Origin of the sequence: Nocardia sp. NPDC056100, assembly GCF_042266325.1 — a bacterium.
GTDB lineage: Bacteria > Actinomycetota > Actinomycetes > Mycobacteriales > Mycobacteriaceae > Nocardia.
Genome location: NZ_JBHJVY010000001.1, coordinates 384,821 through 402,936, shown reverse-complemented (window position 1 = coordinate 402,936; position 18,116 = coordinate 384,821). Strand labels below are relative to the sequence as shown.

The window sequence follows — 18,116 nt, the reverse complement described above, 5'->3', positions numbered from 1 at the left end:
GAGATCGCGGCCGGCTGGGCCGGAGGTGATCATCTTCAACTCGAACAGTGCTACGAACGAGCGCAATATCTGTGTTGCTGCAATATTCACGCCCCAACCCTAATCGGGCAAAACGGGCGAGGGGTGATTGTGGTGGTAGAAGGGCTATGCGCTGGACCGGACCCGCGCCCGTCCGGCCTGCTCCCGGATGAACTTCCCGGCCTGTTCGAGGGCGTCCGCGGCCTCGGGCAGGAACGACCAGAACAGGTGGAAATTATGGGTTTCCACCGGATAGAGCTCGAGCCGGGCCCGCACCCCGTGCGCCTGGGCGTGGTCCAGGAGTTGATGCGCGTCGGTGAGATGCGAGTCACCCGTGCTCGCCTGGATGAGCAGCGGCGGCAAGCCCGTCAGATCGGCCAGCAACGGGGCGACGATCGGATCATCATCGCGATGCCCGGCCAGATAGTCGGGCACGATGCGGCGGTGGAAATGCGCCCCCGACACCTTCCCCGGCTGCGCGTCCGGTAGCTGGGCATCGAGTGTTCCGCAGTGCAGATCGATTCCGGGGCAGAGCAATACGACGCTCGCGGGCTGCGGCAGTTGTTCCTCGCGCAGTCGCAGCAGGACCGATATGGTCAGGTGTGCACCGACCGAATCGCCTGCGAGCGTGATGTTCTCGGCCTCGACGCCGGTATCGAGCAACCAGCGGTAGGCGCTCACGGCGTCGTCGACGGCGGCCGGAAATGGATGTTCCGGCGCGAGGCGATAATCCGGGATGAGCGTGCTGCTGTTCGCGGCGACGGTGAGCGCACCGGCGAGCGAGCGGTAGCCGAACGCCGAGCCCGCGATATACCCGCCGCCGTGCAGATAGAGCACCGTGGTGTCGTTCGGTTGTTCGGTCCGCACCAGCAGACTCGGCACCCCGCCCGCGTTGGCCGGTCGCACGGTGACCTCCGGCGGCGGCGGGAATTGCGCGTGCAGGTCCTCGTAAGCCGTTCGCAGCACCCCCAATTCGGGATCCGGATCACCGAAAGGCTCCCAGTACTGCGCGATTCGCGCCAGCAGCTCCCCGCCGACCGCCCGGGTGGCCGATACCGCCTCGTCCACATCGTCGAGAATGCGCCGCGCGCGATCGAGCAGCGCCTCCCCGGCCAGCGTCAGCTCCACCCGATGCGTGGTGCGCCGCAACAGATCACAGCCCACCAGGCGTTCCAGTGCCCGAATCTGCCTGCTCAGTGCGGGTTGTGAAACGTACAGGCGGGTGGCTGCCCGGCCGAAATTGAGTTCCTCGGCGACGGTGACGAAGGCCCGCAGGTGGCGCAACTCGATCGCATCGGGCGCTTTGGGGAGCGGAGTCGGGCTTCCGGCCGTGTTCTCACCGGTCTGGACGTTCATGATCGTCAGTATTGCCCAGATCCGGTGCGAACGGTCATGCCGTGGACGCAAGACTGTTATGCGCATTCGGACCTTCCTTCGGTCGCGGAGCCGATGCGAATGTTCTGGCATGCCTTCCACCCCGGCCCGCCACCGGGTCGCCGACCTGCGATTGCGGTCCGCGATCGTCGACCGCGGCTCTCGTATCTACTGGCCCGGCCCCACCGGCCCGCCGCGCGCACTGCTGACGCTGTTCGAGGTCGGTGCGTCGAACCGATCGATCGATCTCGACGCGCTCTGCCGAACCTTGAGCGCCGCAGGCGATTTCGTCGTCCTCGCGGTGCGATACGACCTGCTGCCCGAGCAGCGCGCCGCCATGGAGCGCGATGCCCTGCGCACCCTCGAATGGGCGGCCGAACACGCGGCGGACCTGTCCGCGGATCCGGACCGCCTGCTGATCGGCGGTCGCGGTGCGGGCAGCGCCGTCGCCACCGCCGTGCGCAAGCTCGCACATGAACAGGGCTGGCCACCCATCCTGCGCCAGTTGATGATTCCCACCCTTTAGGAGCACCCGATGAATACCACCGCCCGTACCGTGCTGATCTCCGGCGGCAGTATCGCCGGTCTGACCCTCGCATACTGGTTGCGCCGCTACGGATTCGAGGTCACCGTTGTCGAACGCGCACCCGCCCCGCGTCCCGGCGGGCAGGCCGTGGATCTGCGCGGCGTCGCCAAGGAGGTCGCCGAGCGCATGGGCATTCTGCCCGAGATCGAGCGGGCCCGTGTGCACGAGCGCGGTCTGGCCTATGTCGACGCCGCCGGTGACTGGTCGGCGAGTATGTCCGCCGAACTCTTCGATGGTGAGGGCGCGGTCGCCGAGATCGAGATCCTGCGTGGTGATCTCACCGATATCCTTTATGCCGCAGCGCGATCCGGTGTCGAGTACCTCTTCGACGATACGATCACCGAGTTGCGCGAGACCGCGGACGGCGTGGTGGCCGACTTCGGCCGCAATGCCTCGCGCGTCTTCGATCTCGTCGTCGGCGCGGACGGTCTGCACTCCACGGTGCGCCGCCTGGCCTTCGGTCCCGAATCCGAATTCGTCCACCATCTGGGCGCGTATCTGTCCTATTTCACGGTGCCCGTGGACGGCCTCGACCTCGAGGACTGGTTCCTGATGTACAACGCGCCCGGTGGCCTGCTCGCCGCCATCCGGCCGGAGGGACCGGCCAGTGCCAAGGCCATGTTCGGTTTCAAGGCAACGGATCTGGTGTACGACCGGCACGATCAGGCGGGGCAGCAGCGCATTCTCGCCGAGCGGTTCGGCGAATTGGGCTGGCACGTACCGCGATTGCTCGAGGTGATGGATCAGGCCCCGGACTTCTTCTTCGACACCATCAGCCAGACCCGGATGGACAGCTGGTCTCGCGGCCGGGTCGCCCTGATCGGTGATGCGGGCTACTGCGGCTCGCCGCTCTCGGGCAACGGCACCGCGATGGCCATGGTAGGCGCGTACGTCCTGGCCGGTGAATTGGCCCGCTCGCGCGATGACCACCGGGCGGCCTTCGACCGCTATCAGCAGGAACTGCGCCCGTATGTGACCGAATGCCAGAAGCTGCCGCCGGGCGGTGTGAACGGTTTCCTGCCCGGTAGCCGGGCGGCCATCCGCATGCGCAATCTCTCGGTCCGGGTGATGACCTCGAAACCCATGCGCGGCCTCATGTCGAAGCAGTTGCAAAAGGCCGACGCCATCACACTGCGCGATTACACGGGTTTCGAAGCCCTGACACAGGGAAATTAGCTGACAATACGCTGATGGGTAACGCGGCGTCGCGAATGCCCGATATGGTCGGCAATGCTCGAGTCTGGTCCCTACCACCGCAGGAGATCTCCACGATGGCTTTGAGAACCACACCGGCTTTGAGAACCACCCTGGGTTTGTTCGCGATCATCGGTGCCGCGGCGGGGATGGCATCAACGGGAGTCGCCGCTGCCGATCCGGTCTCCATCCCCTTCCAGATAAATCCCGCTCCGTTCGGTAATCCGAACGGCAGCTTCGATGCCCCCGCGATGCGATGCGCGGCGGTGGTCGGTGATCAGCCCGGCGTAGTGCTGATCACCGGCGACAAACCCGGCGGCTGGGGCTGCCCCCTGTCGGCCGGGGTCAACTGGATCAACCTGGCCACCGGAGCCACCGGCGCGGCGCAACTGTCCAACGGCCTCAACGGCATTCCCGCCGCCGCGACGCTCAATACCGGTGGGGGACAGGTCGCTTTGATCCTCAATCCCGTCGGCGGCGGCATCGTCACTCCCGGTCTGGCGACCTTCTTCGTACCGTAGGGCGGCATTCGGCTGCGGCGCTTAGCGATTCAAGCGCAAGATGGGGTGAACAGAAAGTGGACCGGACATCACATTTTCTGTTCACCTTCCGTATGTTTCGGATATCTTGGCTATACAACTTTCGGGCCGAATGTATGTACGTGTTGCCGGGATCGTGATCGATTCCCGGTATTTGATCGAACGCTGGACCGGGAGTCGCTCGTGCGCATCGCATCTGCTCGCAATATTGGAATCTGTCTCGTCGCAGGGGCTTTGGTCCTGAGCATGGGAGCCTGCACCAAGAAGTCCGAGACGGCGGCGAGCAGTGCCGCCACCGCCACCTCGGCCGCGGACCTGGGTGGGATGGACGCGTTGATCGCCGCCGCCAAGAAGGAGGGGACGCTCAATCTCATGGCGCTGCCACGGGATTGGGCGGGCTACGGCGAACTGATGGACAATTTCGCCGCCAAGTACGGCATCAAGGTCAACGATGACAACCCGGGCGCGAGCAGCGCCGACGAGATCAATGCCATCAAATCACTGAAGGGGCAGGATCGCGCGCCGGACGCGGTGGACGTGGGCACCTCGTTCGCCATCAGCGGCGCGAAGGAAGGGCTCTACGCGCCCTACAAGGTGACCGGCTGGGCCGATATCCCGGATTCCCAGAAGGCTTCGGACGGAACGTGGTTCGCCGATTACGGCGGCTACATGTCGATCGGCTGCGATTCGGCCAAGGTGCAGGTGTGCCCGACCACCATCGCCGATCTGATCAAACCGCAGTACAAGGGTCAGGTCGCGCTCAGCGGCGATCCGCTCAAGAGCAATTCCGCGCTCATGGCGGTGTGGACGGCCGCGCTGGCCAACGGCGGTTCGCCGGACAATATCCAGCCCGGTATCGAGTACTTCGGAAAGCTCAAGGCCGCAGGCAATTTCGTCCCGGTCAAGGCGACCGCGGCGACCGTGCAGTCCGGTGAGACCCCGATCATCATCGACTGGGACTACCTGAACGCGGGCATCGCGCAGACCACCGCGAACACCGGCGTGAAGTGGACGGTCGCGGTCTCCACCGATGCCACCATCGGCGGCTACTACGCACAGGCCATCAGCAAGACCGCACCGCATCCGGCCGCGGCGCGCCTGTGGCAGGAGTACCTGTACAGCGATGAGGGTCAGAACGGCCTGCTCAAGGGTTTCGCCCGCCCGGTGCGCCTGCCCGCCATGCAGAAGAACGGCAAGGTCGATCCGGCGCTCACCAAGGTGCTGCCCGCGCCCAGTGACAAGGCGGTCTATCCGACCGACGATCAGGCCGCCAAGGCCAAGGATGTCATGACCCAGAACTGGGCGAACACTGTCAAATGAGTTCCACGGCCCGTTCGGCCCGAGCCCTGCGCTGGCTCGGGCTCGTTCCGTTCCTCGCCTACGTCGGCGTGTTCTTCCTGCTGCCCACCGGCGTGATCGCGTATTCCGCGTTCCAGGTGGGCGATAGCGGACATACCGGTTTCGGCACCGCGAATGTGGCGGCGGCGCTCAAGGGCGCGTACCTCACCGGTTTGAAGAACAGCGTGGTGCTGTCGCTGGTGGTCGCGGTCATCGCGGCCGTGCTGGGTATCGTGCTGGCACACGCGATTTCGAGCGGACGCGGGCAACTGCTGCAACGCGCGGTATCCACCTCTGCCGCCGTGCTGGCGAATTTCGGCGGACTGCCGCTGGCGTTCCTGTTCGTCGCGGCGATCGGCAATGCCGGCGTGCTGACGAAACTGGTGCAGGATCACCTGGGCGTCTCGCTTCGCGATGATCTGCACTTCGATCTCTACTCCCAGATCGGCGTGCAGTTCGTCTACCTGTATTTCCTTGTCCCGCTGATGGTTCTGGTGATCACCCCGGCGCTGGAGGGCCTGCGGCCGGAATGGCGCGAGGCGGCGGAGAGCCTGGGCGCGCGCGGCTGGCAGTACTGGCGCTACGTCGCGGGTCCGGCACTGCTGCCGCATTTCCTGGGCAGTGTGGCGCTGCTGTTCTGCACCTCGTTCTCCTCCTTCGCGACCGCGGATGCGCTCACCAACGGCACCCTGGCGATCACGCCCCTCCAGATCGAGAGCGCCGTTTCGGGCAATGTCCTTGTCGGACAGGAGAATCTGGGCGCGGCCATGGCTCTGAACATGATCGTGGTGGTGGTGCCGCTGACCCTGCTCTACCAGTACATGCAGAACAGGACCTCCCGATGGCTACAGTGACCGATCCCGCCGTGGTGCTGGGTGGCGCTGCGGGACAACCGAATTCGGGACCTCGGCGCGGTATCTCGCGCCCGACGGCGTACTGGCGGTGGATCGTGCTCGGCCTGGCCGGGCTCTATTTCATCGGCCCGTTCGCGGTGGCGTTCTGGTTCACCATCCACGACAAGAACGGGGTGAGTTTCCGCGCGTACGGGCACATCCTGTCCGCCGGTGGGCTCACCGACGCCCTGGGCACCTCATTGGCGCTGGGCCTGATCGCGGTGGTGATCACCCTGGTGCTCATGGTGCCCACCATGCTGCTGGTGCACCTGCGATTACCCGCCGCGCGCCCGCTGGTCGAGCTGTTATCGCTTCTGCCCCTGGTGATTCCGCCGGTCGCCCTGGTGGTGGGCGTGCGCAGTGTGCTCTCCTGGGGCAATAACAGCGATTACGTCGAAGTGACCCAGGTCTTCACCGAGCTACAGCGGCAACCGCTTTCGCTGATTCTGGCGCTGGTGTACGTGGTGATCGCGTTGCCGTTCACCTTCCGGGCCCTCGATGCCGGAATCCGCGGCTCGCGGATCGACGTGCTGGTCGAGGCCGCGCAAAACCTCGGCGCGGGCTGGTTCACGGTGCTGTGGCGGGTGGTGCTGCCCGCGCTGCGCACCTCCATCCTGAACGCGGCCTTCCTGACCTTCGCACTCGTCATGGGGGAGTACACGATCGCGAAGATCCTGATCTTCCGGACTTTCCCGGTGTGGCTGGCGCAGTCGGCCAATACCGACGGTCAGTTGCAGGTCGCACTGTCCATTCTGAGCCTGGTGCTGACCTGGCTCGTCCTGCTCATCGTCGTCTCGATCGCCGGTCGATCCCGGAAGGAATCCCGATGACCGCCCAGACCGTTCCCGAAATCAGCAGCACCGCGGTGAGTTTCGCCGATGTGCACCGGCACTACGGTGCGGTGCGGGCGCTGGACGGGCTCACCCTCGATATCGAACCGGGTGAATTCATCGCCCTGCTCGGTCCCTCGGGCTGCGGTAAGACCACCGCGCTGCGCATTCTCGCCGGATTCGATCACCCGAGTTCGGGGCAGATCCTGGTCGGTGGCCGCGATGCCGCCTCGATCCCGGCGAACAAGCGCGATATGGGCATGGTCTTCCAGTCCTACAGCCTCTTTCCGACCATGTCGGCGCAGGACAATGTGGCGTTCGGGCTCGGCCTGCGCGGTCGGCCCGCCAAGCGGCGGCGCGAGCGGGCGCGCGAACTCCTGGATATGGTCGGCCTCGCCGAACATGTGACGAAGTATCCGCATCAGCTCTCCGGCGGACAGCAGCAGCGCGTCGCACTGGCGCGAGCGCTCGCCATCGCACCCCGGGTGCTACTGCTCGATGAGCCGCTTTCGGCCCTGGATGCCAAGGTGCGCCAGCAATTACGCGAGGAGATTCGCCGCATCCAGCGCGAACTCGGCGTGACCACCGTCTTCGTCACCCATGACCAGGAGGAGGCGCTGGCCATCGCGGACCGGGTCGCGGTCATGCGCAATGGCCGCATGGAACAGTGCGCGAGTCCCGATCAGGTGTATCAGCGGCCCGCGACGCCGTTCGTCGCCGAATTCGTCGGCACCATGAACCGGATTCCGGCGATCGCAGTGGACGCCACCCACGTTCGGGTGGGGGAGCAGGTGCTGGTGTGCGACGGTGAGTCCACACCGGCGGGTGAGGTGACCGTACTGGCCCGCCCGGAAGCGGTGCTGGTGCACGAATCCCCGGACGGCACAACGACTGTGAAGTCCGGAACGTTCTTCGGCGCGACCACCCGCCTGCGCCTGACCCGGCCCGACGGTCTGGAACTACTCGCCGACGTGGCCAGCCACCGCGCCGCCGAGCTGACCCCCGGCACCCGGGTCGAGGTCTCGCTGCTGGACCGGCCGGTGCTGCTGGCCGCGGATTCGCGTTGAATACAGTTGCCGTGTGACCACTGAGCATCCGAAGGTTCCCCGCTACCGGGAGATCGCCGAGCAATTGCGCGCGGCGATCGAGAACGGTGAGTTCGCCGACGGATCCGCACTACCCTCGGAACATCGCCTGAGCGAACGCTACGGGGTATCGCGCGGCACCATCCGCCATGCGTTCGCGTTCCTGCGCGCCTCCGGTGTGGTCTCCTCACGCCAGGGCGCGCGCCGCCAGGTGCTGAGCGGTCCGCGCGCGCAGCCCATGACCGAACTGGTGAGCTTCGCGCGGTGGGCGCGCAGTATCGGTGAGACCCCGAGCAGTAGCACGGTCGGGACCGCGAGTGTGCTGCCGTCGGACGAGGTGCGCGAAAAGCTGGGTTTGGCCAAGGGCGAGAACGCTTTCCACGTCGAACGGGTGCGGCTGCTGAGCGGAACACCGACCATGCTGGAGAACACCTACTATCCCGAACGGCTCGCCGAGCCGATTCTGGCCATGGATCTGGACGCCGAATCCATCACCGATCACCTGGAGAACTACGGCATCGTCTTCGCCGACGCCGAACACTCCATCGATGCCATTGCCGCACCCGCCCGCACCGCCGGACTGCTCGGAATCCGCACCGGCACACCGCTATTGCGCACCATCCGGCGCACCACCGATCCGGCGGGTGAGGTGCTGGAGTGCTCGTTCGACACCTACGTCGGTTCGGCCGTCGCGTTCGTGGTGCGCAATTCGGTGGCCGCGGGCGCGGTCAGCCGGGTCAGGTCGCTGCTGGCGACCTGAGCGTGCGATCCAGGGCGTCGATCTCGGCGCGGAAGTCCGCCAGCGCAGGTATCGGCGCGTCCGGATCCTTTCCGGCATCGTCGAATCTGCGCAGGGCGGTGGCGGATTCGCAGTACGGCTCGGCCGCGAAGGCCGCGAGTTCGGCGGCGCTCATCTGCCCGCCCTGCACCGACATGGTGTATTTCGAGGCGGCCGAGAGCCGGTCGTAGTAGTCCGGGTCGGTCCCGCACAGATACCGCTTGGCCGCGACGTGCAACCGCACCGGTTCGGTGACATCGGCATCGAACCATTGCGAAAGCCACTGCGCCGCAATGAGATCATGGCGGTTATCGGTGCCGCGCATGAGTTCACGCCCGCTCATCGCACCGGAGAAGTGCCCGACATCGTGCACCAGCGCCGCCACGATCAATGCCGCCGATGCGCCGGATTCGCGGGCCACCCGCGCGGTTTGCAGCATATGGGTGGCCATCGACACCTGTTCGCCGAGATAGTCCGCCGCACCCTCGCTCTCGAAGAGTTCGGTCAGGACGTGATACGCGGAGGTCATCGCGCGTGCTCCTCGAGTCGGCGCAGGGTGCTGGTGAGCCCGTCCAGATCGGCGTACGCGCCCTGCAGGTGGCGGCCACCGGCGGCGGCGAACGCCGTGCGGGCGTGCAGTGCGCGGGTGTTGTCGAAGATCAGGCAGTCGCCGCTGTCCAGGCGGAAATTCAGGCGTGCCGCCGGTGCGTAGAGCAGTTCGGCGAAGGCGCGATAGGCGGCGTAGAACGCGCGCACCCGGGCCGGTTCGGCGAGCGGGACCGCCATGGACCGATTGTTGAACCGGATCTCGCGAATGCGCTGTTCGGCATCGAGTCCGATGAGCGGCACCATCGCGCCGAGCCGGGTTCCGTCACCCTCGTACCGGTAGGCGACCGGGGTCGAGGTGAGGACATCGAAGGCGGCGCGATCGGTCCGGCGCAGCGTGGCGGCGGCGGCGAACCCGTCCACCAGTCCGGAGTCGCCGCCCTCGGCCGCGTTGTGCAGGCAGAGCAGTAATTGCAGGGTGGGGACCGGCTCCCGATAGGGATTGTCGGTGTGCGGTGTGATGGCCAATCCCGTGAACGCCAGATTCACCGGATTCGGCTCGACTCGCACATCGAAAATGCGCCCGTAATTGGTCTCGCGCACATATCCGAAGGTATCGGCGACCGCGGTGACCTGTCCGGCCGCGGCCGGAACACCGTGCAGCAGTGCGAATCCCCACTCCACCACCTGGCGCAGTGCGGGCGCGGGATCGTTCAGATAGCTCTCCCATGCGATCGGCTCGAGCGCGGCCGCGTCGCGGGCGTCGATCCAGAGTCGTTTGGCGCGTTCGCTGCGCAGGTCGAGATTCGCGATCCGGTCGGCGTCGCCCAGCAGCGATTCCAGGGGGAACGAGGTCTGATGGTCATCGGGGGAGAACCGCACCCGCAGGCGGCCATCGGCGACGGTCGCCTCGGCGACCCGGATATCGGCGGGCAGGTCGACGATATCGAACAGCCGCTGCCCGCTCAGCACGTCCCGGCTGTCCGCGTCGGGTGCGTTGTCCCGCAACCAGATTGCGGGTATGTCAATGGTGTCGCCACCGGTTGTGAGCCGCACATCACCGCCGATCACAGCAGCCTCGACCCCGCACCCGCTCGAAACTTGGCTATACATGTTTGGGAGTATGGCACAGCTCGGACACACTGGGTGGTCGCGTTCTGAACTTCGAGTGAACAGCTGCGCGGAGCCGTAGCCGACGGCCCGGCGGCGACTGAAAATACGTGGGTGAGTGCAGAACTGATCGTGCTTCTGATCGTGATCATCACCGCGTTGGCTTTCGATTTCACCAACGGTTTTCATGACACCGCCAATGCGATGGCGACCTCGATCGCCACCGGGGCGCTCAAACCGCGAGTGGCCGTGGCCATGTCGGCGGTCCTCAACTTGATCGGCGCTTTTCTTTCCGTCGAAGTGGCCAAAACCGTCTCGGGCGGGCTGCTCAATATCGGCAATGTCCACCATATGGAATTGCTGCACATAGTCTTCGCCGGTCTGGTCGGCGGAATTCTGTGGAATCTGTTCACCTGGCTGTTCGGCATTCCGTCCAGCTCCTCGCACGCGCTGTTCGGCGGCCTGATCGGTGCGGCCGTTGCGGCGCTGGGCGCGAGCGGGGTGATCTGGACCGGCAATGAGAAGACCGGCCTGATCAGCAAGATCATCGTTCCGGCGGCGCTGGCCCCGTTCGTCGCGGCCATGGTGGCCGCGCTGGGCACCTTCCTGATCTACCGGCTCACCCGCACCGCGAACAAGAAGAAGGTCTCCGACGGCTTCCGCTGGGGCCAGATCGGTTCCGCCGGTTTGGTTTCGCTCGCGCACGGCACCAATGACGCGCAGAAGACCATGGGCGTGATCTTCATGGCCCTGGTCGCGCACGGCACCTTCACCAATGGCGACGATATTCCGCTGTGGGTCAAGGTCTGCTGCGCGCTGGCGATTGCCGCGGGCACCTATCTGGGCGGCTGGCGGATTATTCGCACGCTCGGCAAGGGGCTGGTGGAAATCGATTCCCCGCAGGGTTTCGCGGCCGAGACATCCTCGGCGGCAATCATTCTCACCTCGGCGCAATTCGGCCTGCCGCTCTCGACCACGCAGACCGCCACCGGCTCGATTCTGGGCACCGGGCTCGGTAAGCCGGGCGCGGAGGTGCGCTGGGGTGTGATGGGACGCATGGCGCTGGCCTGGTTGTTCACCCTGCCGCTGGCGGGTCTGGTGGGCGCGCTGTGCTGGTTCATCGCCGATCTGTTCGGCGGACTCGGCGGCGTGCTGGTCGATTTCGCGCTGCTGATCGCGGTGTCCGGCTACATCTACCTGCGGTCCCGGCGCAATCCGGTCGGCACCGACAATGTCAATGACGAATGGGAGGGCGGGCTCGCACCGTCTTCGGATATCAAGACCGGCGCGGCGGTCTGAGGAGCCACGATCCATGCATACAGTTACCGCCATCGCGAAATCCCTCGGCGAAGTCACCCTGATCGCGCTGCTGCTCGGTGTCGGACTGCCGCTGATCTTCTCGGTCGGCATCCGGTTCTGGGCGACCGACGAACCCGCCACCGCCAATGGCGCTCCCGCCGTGCGCAATCCGGCCGTACAGGCGGTCGCCTACCTCTGCTTCGCGGTCGTGGTCATCGCGGTCGGGCTCGGAATCCTGTACATCGCCAAGGATTTCATCAGCCACTCGTTCGATATCCAGCTCTTCGGCGCCAAACCTCCCAAGAAATGAAGCCATGACATCGAATACGTCAATCCTGGGTTCGGTGCTGCGCTGGCTGCGCGCCGGATACCCGCAGGGCGTTCCGTCCGAGGACTATCTCGCCCTGCTGGCGGTACTGCACCGCCGGCTCACCGAGACCGAGATCGGCCTGCTCGTGGACCAATTGACCGCCGAGGACACCGACGGCATCATCGAGCGCGCGGAAATCGAAGAGGCCATCCGGCGGCTTGCGCATGAAACGCCGGGGGACGACGATATCAATCGAGTCGCCGCGCGGCTCGCCGCCGCCGGGTGGCCGCTGGCACACCCGTCCGAAGCCTGATCACTTTCGCGAAACCGGAGACCAATGGCGCTGTCTGGTGTGCTCGCCCGAATTCTGGCCTGGCTCAGGGCCGGATATCCCCAGGGCGTGCCGGATACCGATTACATTCCGCTGCTGTCGCTGCTCGCGCAGCGGTTGCCCGAGGACGAAGTTCGTCAGGTAGCGGACGCACTCGTGCGGCAGGGCGCGATTCCGGCGGATAAGATCGACGCCGGGGTCGGGATCACCAAAGTCACCGACGATATGCCTTCCGAAGCCGATATCGCGCGGGTGCGCGCGCATTTATTGGCTTCGGGATGGCCCGTCGACGACAATTGGAACGAGCCCGGAAACCCCTGAGCTACAACCACTTGATGCGCCGGAACAGCACCAGCAATCCGGCGCAGAGGGTGAACATCAGCGTCAGCACCGCCGGATAACCCCATACCTGGTGCAGTTCGGGCATATGCTCGAAATTCATCCCGTAGATTCCGGCGATCATGGTCGGTACCGCGGCGATGGCGACCCCCGCCGAGATCTTCCGCATATCGGTGTTCTGCTGTACCGCGGTCTTGGCGACGGCGGCATTGACCAGGGCGCTGAGCGTTTCGTCGAAATCACGAATGCGTTCGGTGACCGAGGTGTGGTGGTCGGCGACATCGCGCAGATACCGCCGAACCTCTTTGGGCAGTGGGGTTTCGGGGCGGCCCAGCAATTGCAGCGGGGTCGCCAGCGGGCTCACCGCGCGCCGTAATTCGACGATCTCGCGTTTGAGCTGGTAGATCGATTCGATCGAGACATGGCTGTTCGGGGAGAACACCACCTCTTCGACCGCGTCCACCTCGGCCTCGAGTTTCCGCGTCACCTCGACATAGGCGTCGACCACATAGTCGGCGATGGCGTGCAGCACCGCACCGGACCCCAAAGCCAGCCGTTTCGGGTCCGACTCCAATTCCTGCCGGACGCCGGCCAGTCCCGAATGTTCGCCTTGCCGCACGGCCACCACGAAATCGGGCGCGGCGAATACCACGACCTCCCCGGTCTGCACGATCTCGCTGACCGTATGCATTTCATGTTCGACATAGGCGACGGTGCGCATGATCAACATGAGGGTGTCGTCATAGCGCTCGGCTTTCGGCCGATGCGAACCCTCCAGCACATCCTCGACCGCCAGCGCGTGCAATCCGAAAGTCTGCGCTATATCGGTCATCTGGATATCGTCCGGATCGTGCAGACCCACCCACACGAATCCGTTCCCGCGCTTGCGCACCTCGGCCAATGCCGCGGTATGCGTGAAATGCCCCCGCAACCGCTCCCCGTCCACGTACACCGCGCAATCCACAATCGCGCGCGCGGTGGGAATGCGAATGCGCGGCAACGGTACGGCCGACCGTCGCCTCGGTCCGCGGAACGAGGGCAGCGGTGGAATTGCGGGCACGCCCCGATGCTATGCCGATCGGGGCGAAATCTCTTGGTGAGGGGGTGCGGGAACTATTTCGGGATCGGGTCGGCGAGATCGCAGCGCTGCAACTCGTAGCGGGGGATGCGGTCGATGCGGGTGTTCGCGAAGGTGAGGGCCTGCATGAGGTTGTGGCGGAAGCGGGTGAAGGTGAGTGGGGCGCGGACCGAGGCGAGCAGGTCCTGGGTGGTGGGGCAGGACAGCGCGGCGCGGGAGCGGGCCACCGCGGATTCCTCGATGTGCGCGGCCATCCACGGGTGCTTGTCGACGACGCCGGTATCGGCGACGACCCAGCTGCCGTTCAGGTTCTTATCGTGTCCGATGCGGCCGTCGGTGACCCGATCGGTATGCGCCGCAAGGGGATACGCCAGACCCATCGGATCGATGACGCGTACGTGCAGTGGCAGGTTCATGCTCGTCATGCCGAGGTTCAGGAACAGCACGGTATGGCCCGCGCCGCCCTCGGGGACGGGTTGCGGCGGCGGGATGACGTACCAATAGGTTTGATCGGGCAGGTTGACGACGAGTCCGCCGTTGGGGGTGTCGCCGATATCGCGCAGCAGCGGGCGCATGCGGGGGTAATCGAGATAGTCCTCGGCCAGGATGGGATGGTCGTGACCGCCGTTGAGCACGTAGTAGATTCGCTCGTCGACGATACCGCTGGACCGGATCTCGGTACCGGAGGTGATGGCGGTGATATTGGCGGCGAACAGCGCCCAGCCCGCCGTGCAGGCCAGGGTCACCAGCGCGGTCACGGCCGTGCGATCGCGGCCGAGGCGGATGGGCAGCACCATGACCGGGGCCAGGAGGCAGAACAACTGGGGCAGCAGCATGCGGCCGTGCATGAAATCGCCGCCCACGCGGAGTTCATAGACGGTGAGCAGGATGCCGCTGCCGATCATGAGTGCGGCGATGGTGGCCGGTGCGCGCAATCGCCGTGCGGCCCAGCGGATTCGGCGCGCCCGGAGAGCCACCCCCGCCCAGATTCCCAGGATCAGCAGTGGCAGCCACAGCAGATACGGTCCGGCCAGATCCTGGAGGTAGATGAACCCCTGATGCCATTTCGCGCCACCGGCGTCCTTGGCCACCGCGGTATTCGGGAACGGCAGCGCGTAGTAGCCCATCCGCCAGATCTGATAGGCGATCGGCGTCAAACCGGCGACCACGCCGATCAGCACCCGGAACATCCACGGCCGCAGCCGAGTTCGGGGGACCGGCGCGCAGCACAGCAGCAGTACCGCGAGCCCGCCGACCACGGTCAGCTCCGGGCGGATCAGCGGTGCCAGTCCGGCCCAGAACACCAACCCGAAAAACGCCGCGGGACGCACTGTTTCGGCCTGGGCCCAGCGCATCAGTCCCCACCACAGCACCGCCAGCCAGAAGATGACCAGGCAGTTCTCCAATCCCGAGGTGGCGTAATCGCGGGCGGGCGGCAGGGCGATGTAGACCAGCGCTCCGGCGGGGACCAGCAGGGTGGATCGCGTTCCGCCCCACAGCCTTCCCGCGCCCAGCATGGCGATGACCACCGCGAGTACCGACAGCGTGAGCGCGATCGTCAGGACGACGTATTCGAGCCGTCCCTGGGTCAGCCAGCTGAAGAACCACACGACATAGGTCCATGCCGTACTCGTATTGGTTTCGACGCGTTCGCCCATATTGAAGACCGGGCCATTGCCCGCCAGCAGATTGCGGACGGTGCGCAGCACGATCAGCCCGTCATCGGCGATCCAGCGGCGCTGCCACGCTCCGGCGGCGAAAAGTATTGCCACGAGCAGGATTCCACCGCCGAATACGATGCGTGGCAGCTGCGGGAACGCGGTCGCGTGGTGCTCTGGCGGGGTACCGGTGCGCACGATCGGCAATTGCGCGGTGGCGGGCAGTCCCGGGTCGGCGACCGCATCGGGGGAGAGGGACAGCGTCATCGACTACTCCGATCATGGCGTCGGGCGATCACGTAGGCCGCCGTCACGATGAGCAGCAGCGGATAGCAACTCGCGTAGAACGGCACCGCCAGATACGACCACCAGTCCGGAATGTCGTCGCGCGGCAACATGAACAGCCCGATCCCGATCGGATGCGGGGACTCCGCCAGCGGCGGGCGGTCCGGATAGTTCCACCACCAGCAGAAGCTGATCGACAGCACCACCGCCAGGGCGATCCAGCGCTTTCGGTCGGTCGTGGTGCAGACGTGGTGTACCGCGAGAATGAACAGCGGTACGAACCACACCCAGTGATGCCCCCACGAGAACGGCGACGCGCACGCCGAGGTCATGCCCGCGATGGTGATGGCCAGCAGGTTCCGGCCGGTGCGATAGGCCAGGGTCGCGGCCGCCAGCCCGAGCGCGATCACCGGGATGACCGCCGCCAGCCACATCCACATCGGCGGGGTGTAGACGGTGCCGTAGGTGTGCGAGATGAACTTTCGCGCATCGGCAAACCGAAGCAGTTGCGCGACAATGCCATTGACCGATTGATTGCCCGGCGAGTCCACCGCTCCGATCCGCCCCGACGCGGTGACCTGCGCGCTCCAGTACTTCCAGGAATCGGTGGGCCGGATCAGGAATCCGACCGCGATGGTCGCGGCGAATGTCCCGGCCGCGATGCCGAGCGTGCGCCACTGCCGCGTGCACGCCAGATACAGCAGGAAGAACGCCGGTGTCAGCTTGATGCCCGCCGCGATCCCGACCCCGAGCCCGCGCAGCCGCGCGGTCGGCGGCCGGGTGAGGTCCCAGACGATCAGCAGCACCAGGAACACATTGACCTGTCCGAGCCACAGCGTGGTGCGCACCGGCTCCAGCGCGGTGCACACCACCGCCAGCACGGTCGCGAAAATCCAGGTGCGCGCGGTGTTCTCGTACCGCAGCACCAGCAGGCAGCGCCCCACCAGACCGATCAGCGCCGCCATGATCGCCACCCACCAGATCACCTTGGCCACGCTCACCCCGAAGAACGCCAGCGGTACGAACGTCAGCGCCGCGAACGGGGTGTAGGTGAACTCCATCTCGAACACGACGGGCCCGCTGTACAGCGGCGTGCGTTCCAGCAGCGAGAGCCCACCCGCGCGATACACCTGCAAATCCAGCGCATTGCTGAACAGCCCGTAGTAGGGATTGCCCATCGGCATCGCGAACACATGCCACACCAGCACCGCCACCGCGGCGATCGCGACGACGATCATCATCCGATCGCTCACCACCGGCCGCCCGGCGGCCCCGTGTTCTTCGGGTAGCTCCCCCCGCCGCGGCGAACGATCGGGCGCGAGTGTCCGCGTCGTAGTCCGCTGTGGGGCAGCCGTCACCGTCATCTCCTCTGCGAAAGATCCGAACTCGTCGATCCAGCCGAGGGCAGCAAAGGGCCCGCCGCGATATCTACTCGGCAGCGAAATGGGTATTCAATCGAGCGAATGCTAGCGGCAACCCACCCCCGAACCACGCCGCGAAACACCCCAAATCCGACGCTCCACCCCGGTTTCGACCGCCCGCGGCACAGCGAAACGATATTGCCCGTTTCGACCGATTCGATGTCTCCGAAAGGCGCTATGGAAGCGCGGGTGCGCCGAGTTGATCGAATGGCTGTGCAATGGCGTTGGCGGCGAAGCGGGTTCGCCACTCGGCCAGCTCCGGACCGAGCTGTGCCGGATGTGCGATCCCGATACAGGCACTGTCGGCCAACGTCACGGTATCGCCGTGGCGGTCGCGGAAGACCCGGTCGTCTTCGATCCGGAATGGGGTGGTGATCGCGCCGTCGACATCGAAACTCGCCCAGAGCAGGCGGCGGGTCAACTGCCACAGCACCGGATGAGTCATGAAGGTGTGCCGGTGGTACTCCACGGTCCATCGAGTGCCGGTTGTCATGGCTCTCTCGAGGCGCTGAAGCTGTTCGCTGGCAATGCTTTTCAGATCCTCCCGGAATTCCCGGTAGGCGCGGCGGGCGGCAGCCGCGAGTCGCGGATCATCGGTCGGCGTCGCTGTCGGCGGCAGTCTGCGCCGGATACCATCGATCGTCGGTCGCAATCGCTCGTCCACCGTCACCGTGAATCGGCGGGGGCCGTAGTCGAGGGTGAATGTCATCGCGGCGGGCCAACCCGTGCGGGACAGCAGTGCGTCGGACAGTTCCTCGGGAGTCAGGCCGCGTGCTGCCGCGGCGCGGTGGAAGTTCCGCTGGGTCTGCGCGCGAAGCTCTTCGGAGCTCGAGTACTTCGCGAGAGACCGGACGCCGCGCACTGCGGAGTCACCACCGATCGCGGCCAGTGCACGGGCACCGGCCATCGCGTGCTCGACCCTCGACCCGTTTGACCAGCGATGGATCGAATACAGTAGGCGCGGGACGATGGTGTCGTCGCCGAAGGAGCCGAGCGCCCGGAATATCCACCCGTTCCCCGGCGGACAGCCCACGGTCTGCCAGGCGTCCACCACCGCCCACGCGAACTCCGCCGCCGAACGACGGTCAGAGGCATCGGATATCG

The 18,116-nt window shown here is 65.9% G+C and carries 19 protein-coding genes; 12 read left to right on the top strand and 7 right to left on the bottom strand.

Going from position 1 to position 18,116, the window contains the following annotated elements:
- Positions 1-144: 144 nt before the first annotated feature.
- Positions 145-1,374, bottom strand: a complete 1,230-nt coding sequence (locus tag ACFC0O_RS01930) for an alpha/beta hydrolase fold domain-containing protein (RefSeq protein WP_375952985.1) — start codon at positions 1,372-1,374, stop codon at positions 145-147.
- A gap of 109 nt (positions 1,375-1,483) precedes the next feature.
- Between ACFC0O_RS01930 and ACFC0O_RS01925 the strand changes: the two genes are divergently transcribed.
- The 8 genes from ACFC0O_RS01925 (at position 1,484) to ACFC0O_RS01890 (ending at position 8,617) form a co-directional block, all read left to right on the top strand.
- Positions 1,484-1,918, top strand: a complete 435-nt coding sequence (locus tag ACFC0O_RS01925; RefSeq protein ID WP_375952982.1) for an alpha/beta hydrolase fold domain-containing protein — start codon at positions 1,484-1,486, stop codon at positions 1,916-1,918.
- 9 nt (positions 1,919-1,927) lie between these two features.
- Complete coding sequence (locus ACFC0O_RS01920) at positions 1,928-3,154, top strand: FAD-dependent monooxygenase (protein WP_375952981.1); 1,227 nt, start codon at positions 1,928-1,930, stop codon at positions 3,152-3,154.
- 95 nt (positions 3,155-3,249) lie between these two features.
- Positions 3,250-3,693, top strand: a complete 444-nt coding sequence (locus ACFC0O_RS01915) for a hypothetical protein (RefSeq protein WP_375952978.1) — start codon at positions 3,250-3,252, stop codon at positions 3,691-3,693.
- A gap of 264 nt (positions 3,694-3,957) precedes the next feature.
- Positions 3,958-5,031, top strand: coding sequence for an ABC transporter substrate-binding protein (locus ACFC0O_RS01910; protein WP_375952975.1), 1,074 nt, complete (start codon positions 3,958-3,960; stop codon positions 5,029-5,031).
- Positions 5,028-5,903 carry an ABC transporter permease gene (locus ACFC0O_RS01905; RefSeq protein ID WP_375952972.1) on the top strand — a complete coding sequence of 292 codons (876 nt, stop codon included), beginning with the start codon at positions 5,028-5,030 and terminating at the stop codon, positions 5,901-5,903. The genes ACFC0O_RS01910 and ACFC0O_RS01905 overlap by 4 nt, the downstream gene beginning before the upstream one ends.
- Positions 5,891-6,772 carry an ABC transporter permease gene (locus ACFC0O_RS01900; RefSeq protein ID WP_375952969.1) on the top strand — a complete coding sequence of 294 codons (882 nt, stop codon included), beginning with the start codon at positions 5,891-5,893 and terminating at the stop codon, positions 6,770-6,772. Before ACFC0O_RS01905 ends, ACFC0O_RS01900 begins: the two co-directional genes overlap by 13 nt.
- Complete coding sequence (locus tag ACFC0O_RS01895; protein WP_375952967.1) at positions 6,769-7,839, top strand: ABC transporter ATP-binding protein; 1,071 nt, start codon at positions 6,769-6,771, stop codon at positions 7,837-7,839. The genes ACFC0O_RS01900 and ACFC0O_RS01895 overlap by 4 nt, the downstream gene beginning before the upstream one ends.
- Before the next feature lie 13 nt (positions 7,840-7,852).
- Positions 7,853-8,617, top strand: coding sequence for a GntR family transcriptional regulator (locus ACFC0O_RS01890; RefSeq protein WP_375952964.1), 765 nt, complete (start codon positions 7,853-7,855; stop codon positions 8,615-8,617).
- Here the strand turns inward: ACFC0O_RS01890 and ACFC0O_RS01885 are convergent.
- A complete protein-coding gene (locus tag ACFC0O_RS01885; protein WP_375952962.1) occupies positions 8,595-9,164 on the bottom strand; it encodes an HD domain-containing protein in 570 nt (189 codons plus the stop codon). The genes ACFC0O_RS01890 and ACFC0O_RS01885 overlap by 23 nt on opposite strands.
- A complete protein-coding gene (locus ACFC0O_RS01880) occupies positions 9,161-10,294 on the bottom strand; it encodes a TauD/TfdA family dioxygenase (protein ID WP_375952959.1) in 1,134 nt (377 codons plus the stop codon). Before ACFC0O_RS01880 ends, ACFC0O_RS01885 begins: the two co-directional genes overlap by 4 nt.
- A 111-nt stretch (positions 10,295-10,405) precedes the next feature.
- Between ACFC0O_RS01880 and ACFC0O_RS01875 the strand changes: the two genes are divergently transcribed.
- From ACFC0O_RS01875 to ACFC0O_RS01860, 4 genes are read left to right on the top strand one after another with little or no spacing between them, the layout of a single operon-like run.
- Positions 10,406-11,590 carry an anion permease gene (locus ACFC0O_RS01875; protein WP_375952956.1) on the top strand — a complete coding sequence of 395 codons (1,185 nt, stop codon included), beginning with the start codon at positions 10,406-10,408 and terminating at the stop codon, positions 11,588-11,590.
- A 13-nt stretch (positions 11,591-11,603) separates the two neighbouring features.
- Positions 11,604-11,900: a hypothetical protein gene (locus ACFC0O_RS01870; protein ID WP_375952953.1), complete on the top strand. Its 297-nt coding sequence runs from the start codon at positions 11,604-11,606 to the stop codon at positions 11,898-11,900.
- Between the two features lie 4 nt (positions 11,901-11,904).
- Complete coding sequence (locus ACFC0O_RS01865) at positions 11,905-12,213, top strand: DUF3349 domain-containing protein (RefSeq protein ID WP_375952950.1); 309 nt, start codon at positions 11,905-11,907, stop codon at positions 12,211-12,213.
- Between the two features lie 24 nt (positions 12,214-12,237).
- Positions 12,238-12,552 (top strand): DUF3349 domain-containing protein, encoded by a 315-nt coding sequence (locus ACFC0O_RS01860; protein ID WP_375952947.1) that lies wholly within the window; start codon positions 12,238-12,240, stop codon positions 12,550-12,552.
- Position 12,553: 1 nt separating this feature from the next.
- Here the strand turns inward: ACFC0O_RS01860 and ACFC0O_RS01855 are convergent, their stop codons facing one another.
- From ACFC0O_RS01855 to ACFC0O_RS01840, 4 genes are all read right to left on the bottom strand, one after another.
- On the bottom strand, positions 12,554-13,630 hold the full coding sequence (locus ACFC0O_RS01855) for a magnesium and cobalt transport protein CorA (protein WP_375952945.1): 1,077 nt from the start codon (positions 13,628-13,630) through the stop codon (positions 12,554-12,556).
- 53 nt (positions 13,631-13,683) lie between these two features.
- Entirely contained in the window at positions 13,684-15,573 is a 1,890-nt protein-coding gene (gene zomB, locus ACFC0O_RS01850; protein ID WP_375952942.1) for a flagellar motor control protein ZomB, read from the bottom strand.
- Positions 15,570-16,949 carry a glycosyltransferase 87 family protein gene (locus ACFC0O_RS01845; protein ID WP_375952940.1) on the bottom strand — a complete coding sequence of 460 codons (1,380 nt, stop codon included), beginning with the start codon at positions 16,947-16,949 and terminating at the stop codon, positions 15,570-15,572. The genes zomB and ACFC0O_RS01845 overlap by 4 nt, the downstream gene beginning before the upstream one ends.
- Before the next feature lie 238 nt (positions 16,950-17,187).
- Positions 17,188-17,721, bottom strand: a complete 534-nt coding sequence (locus ACFC0O_RS01840) for a DUF4132 domain-containing protein (protein ID WP_375955892.1) — start codon at positions 17,719-17,721, stop codon at positions 17,188-17,190.
- Between the last annotated feature and the right edge of the window lie 395 nt (positions 17,722-18,116).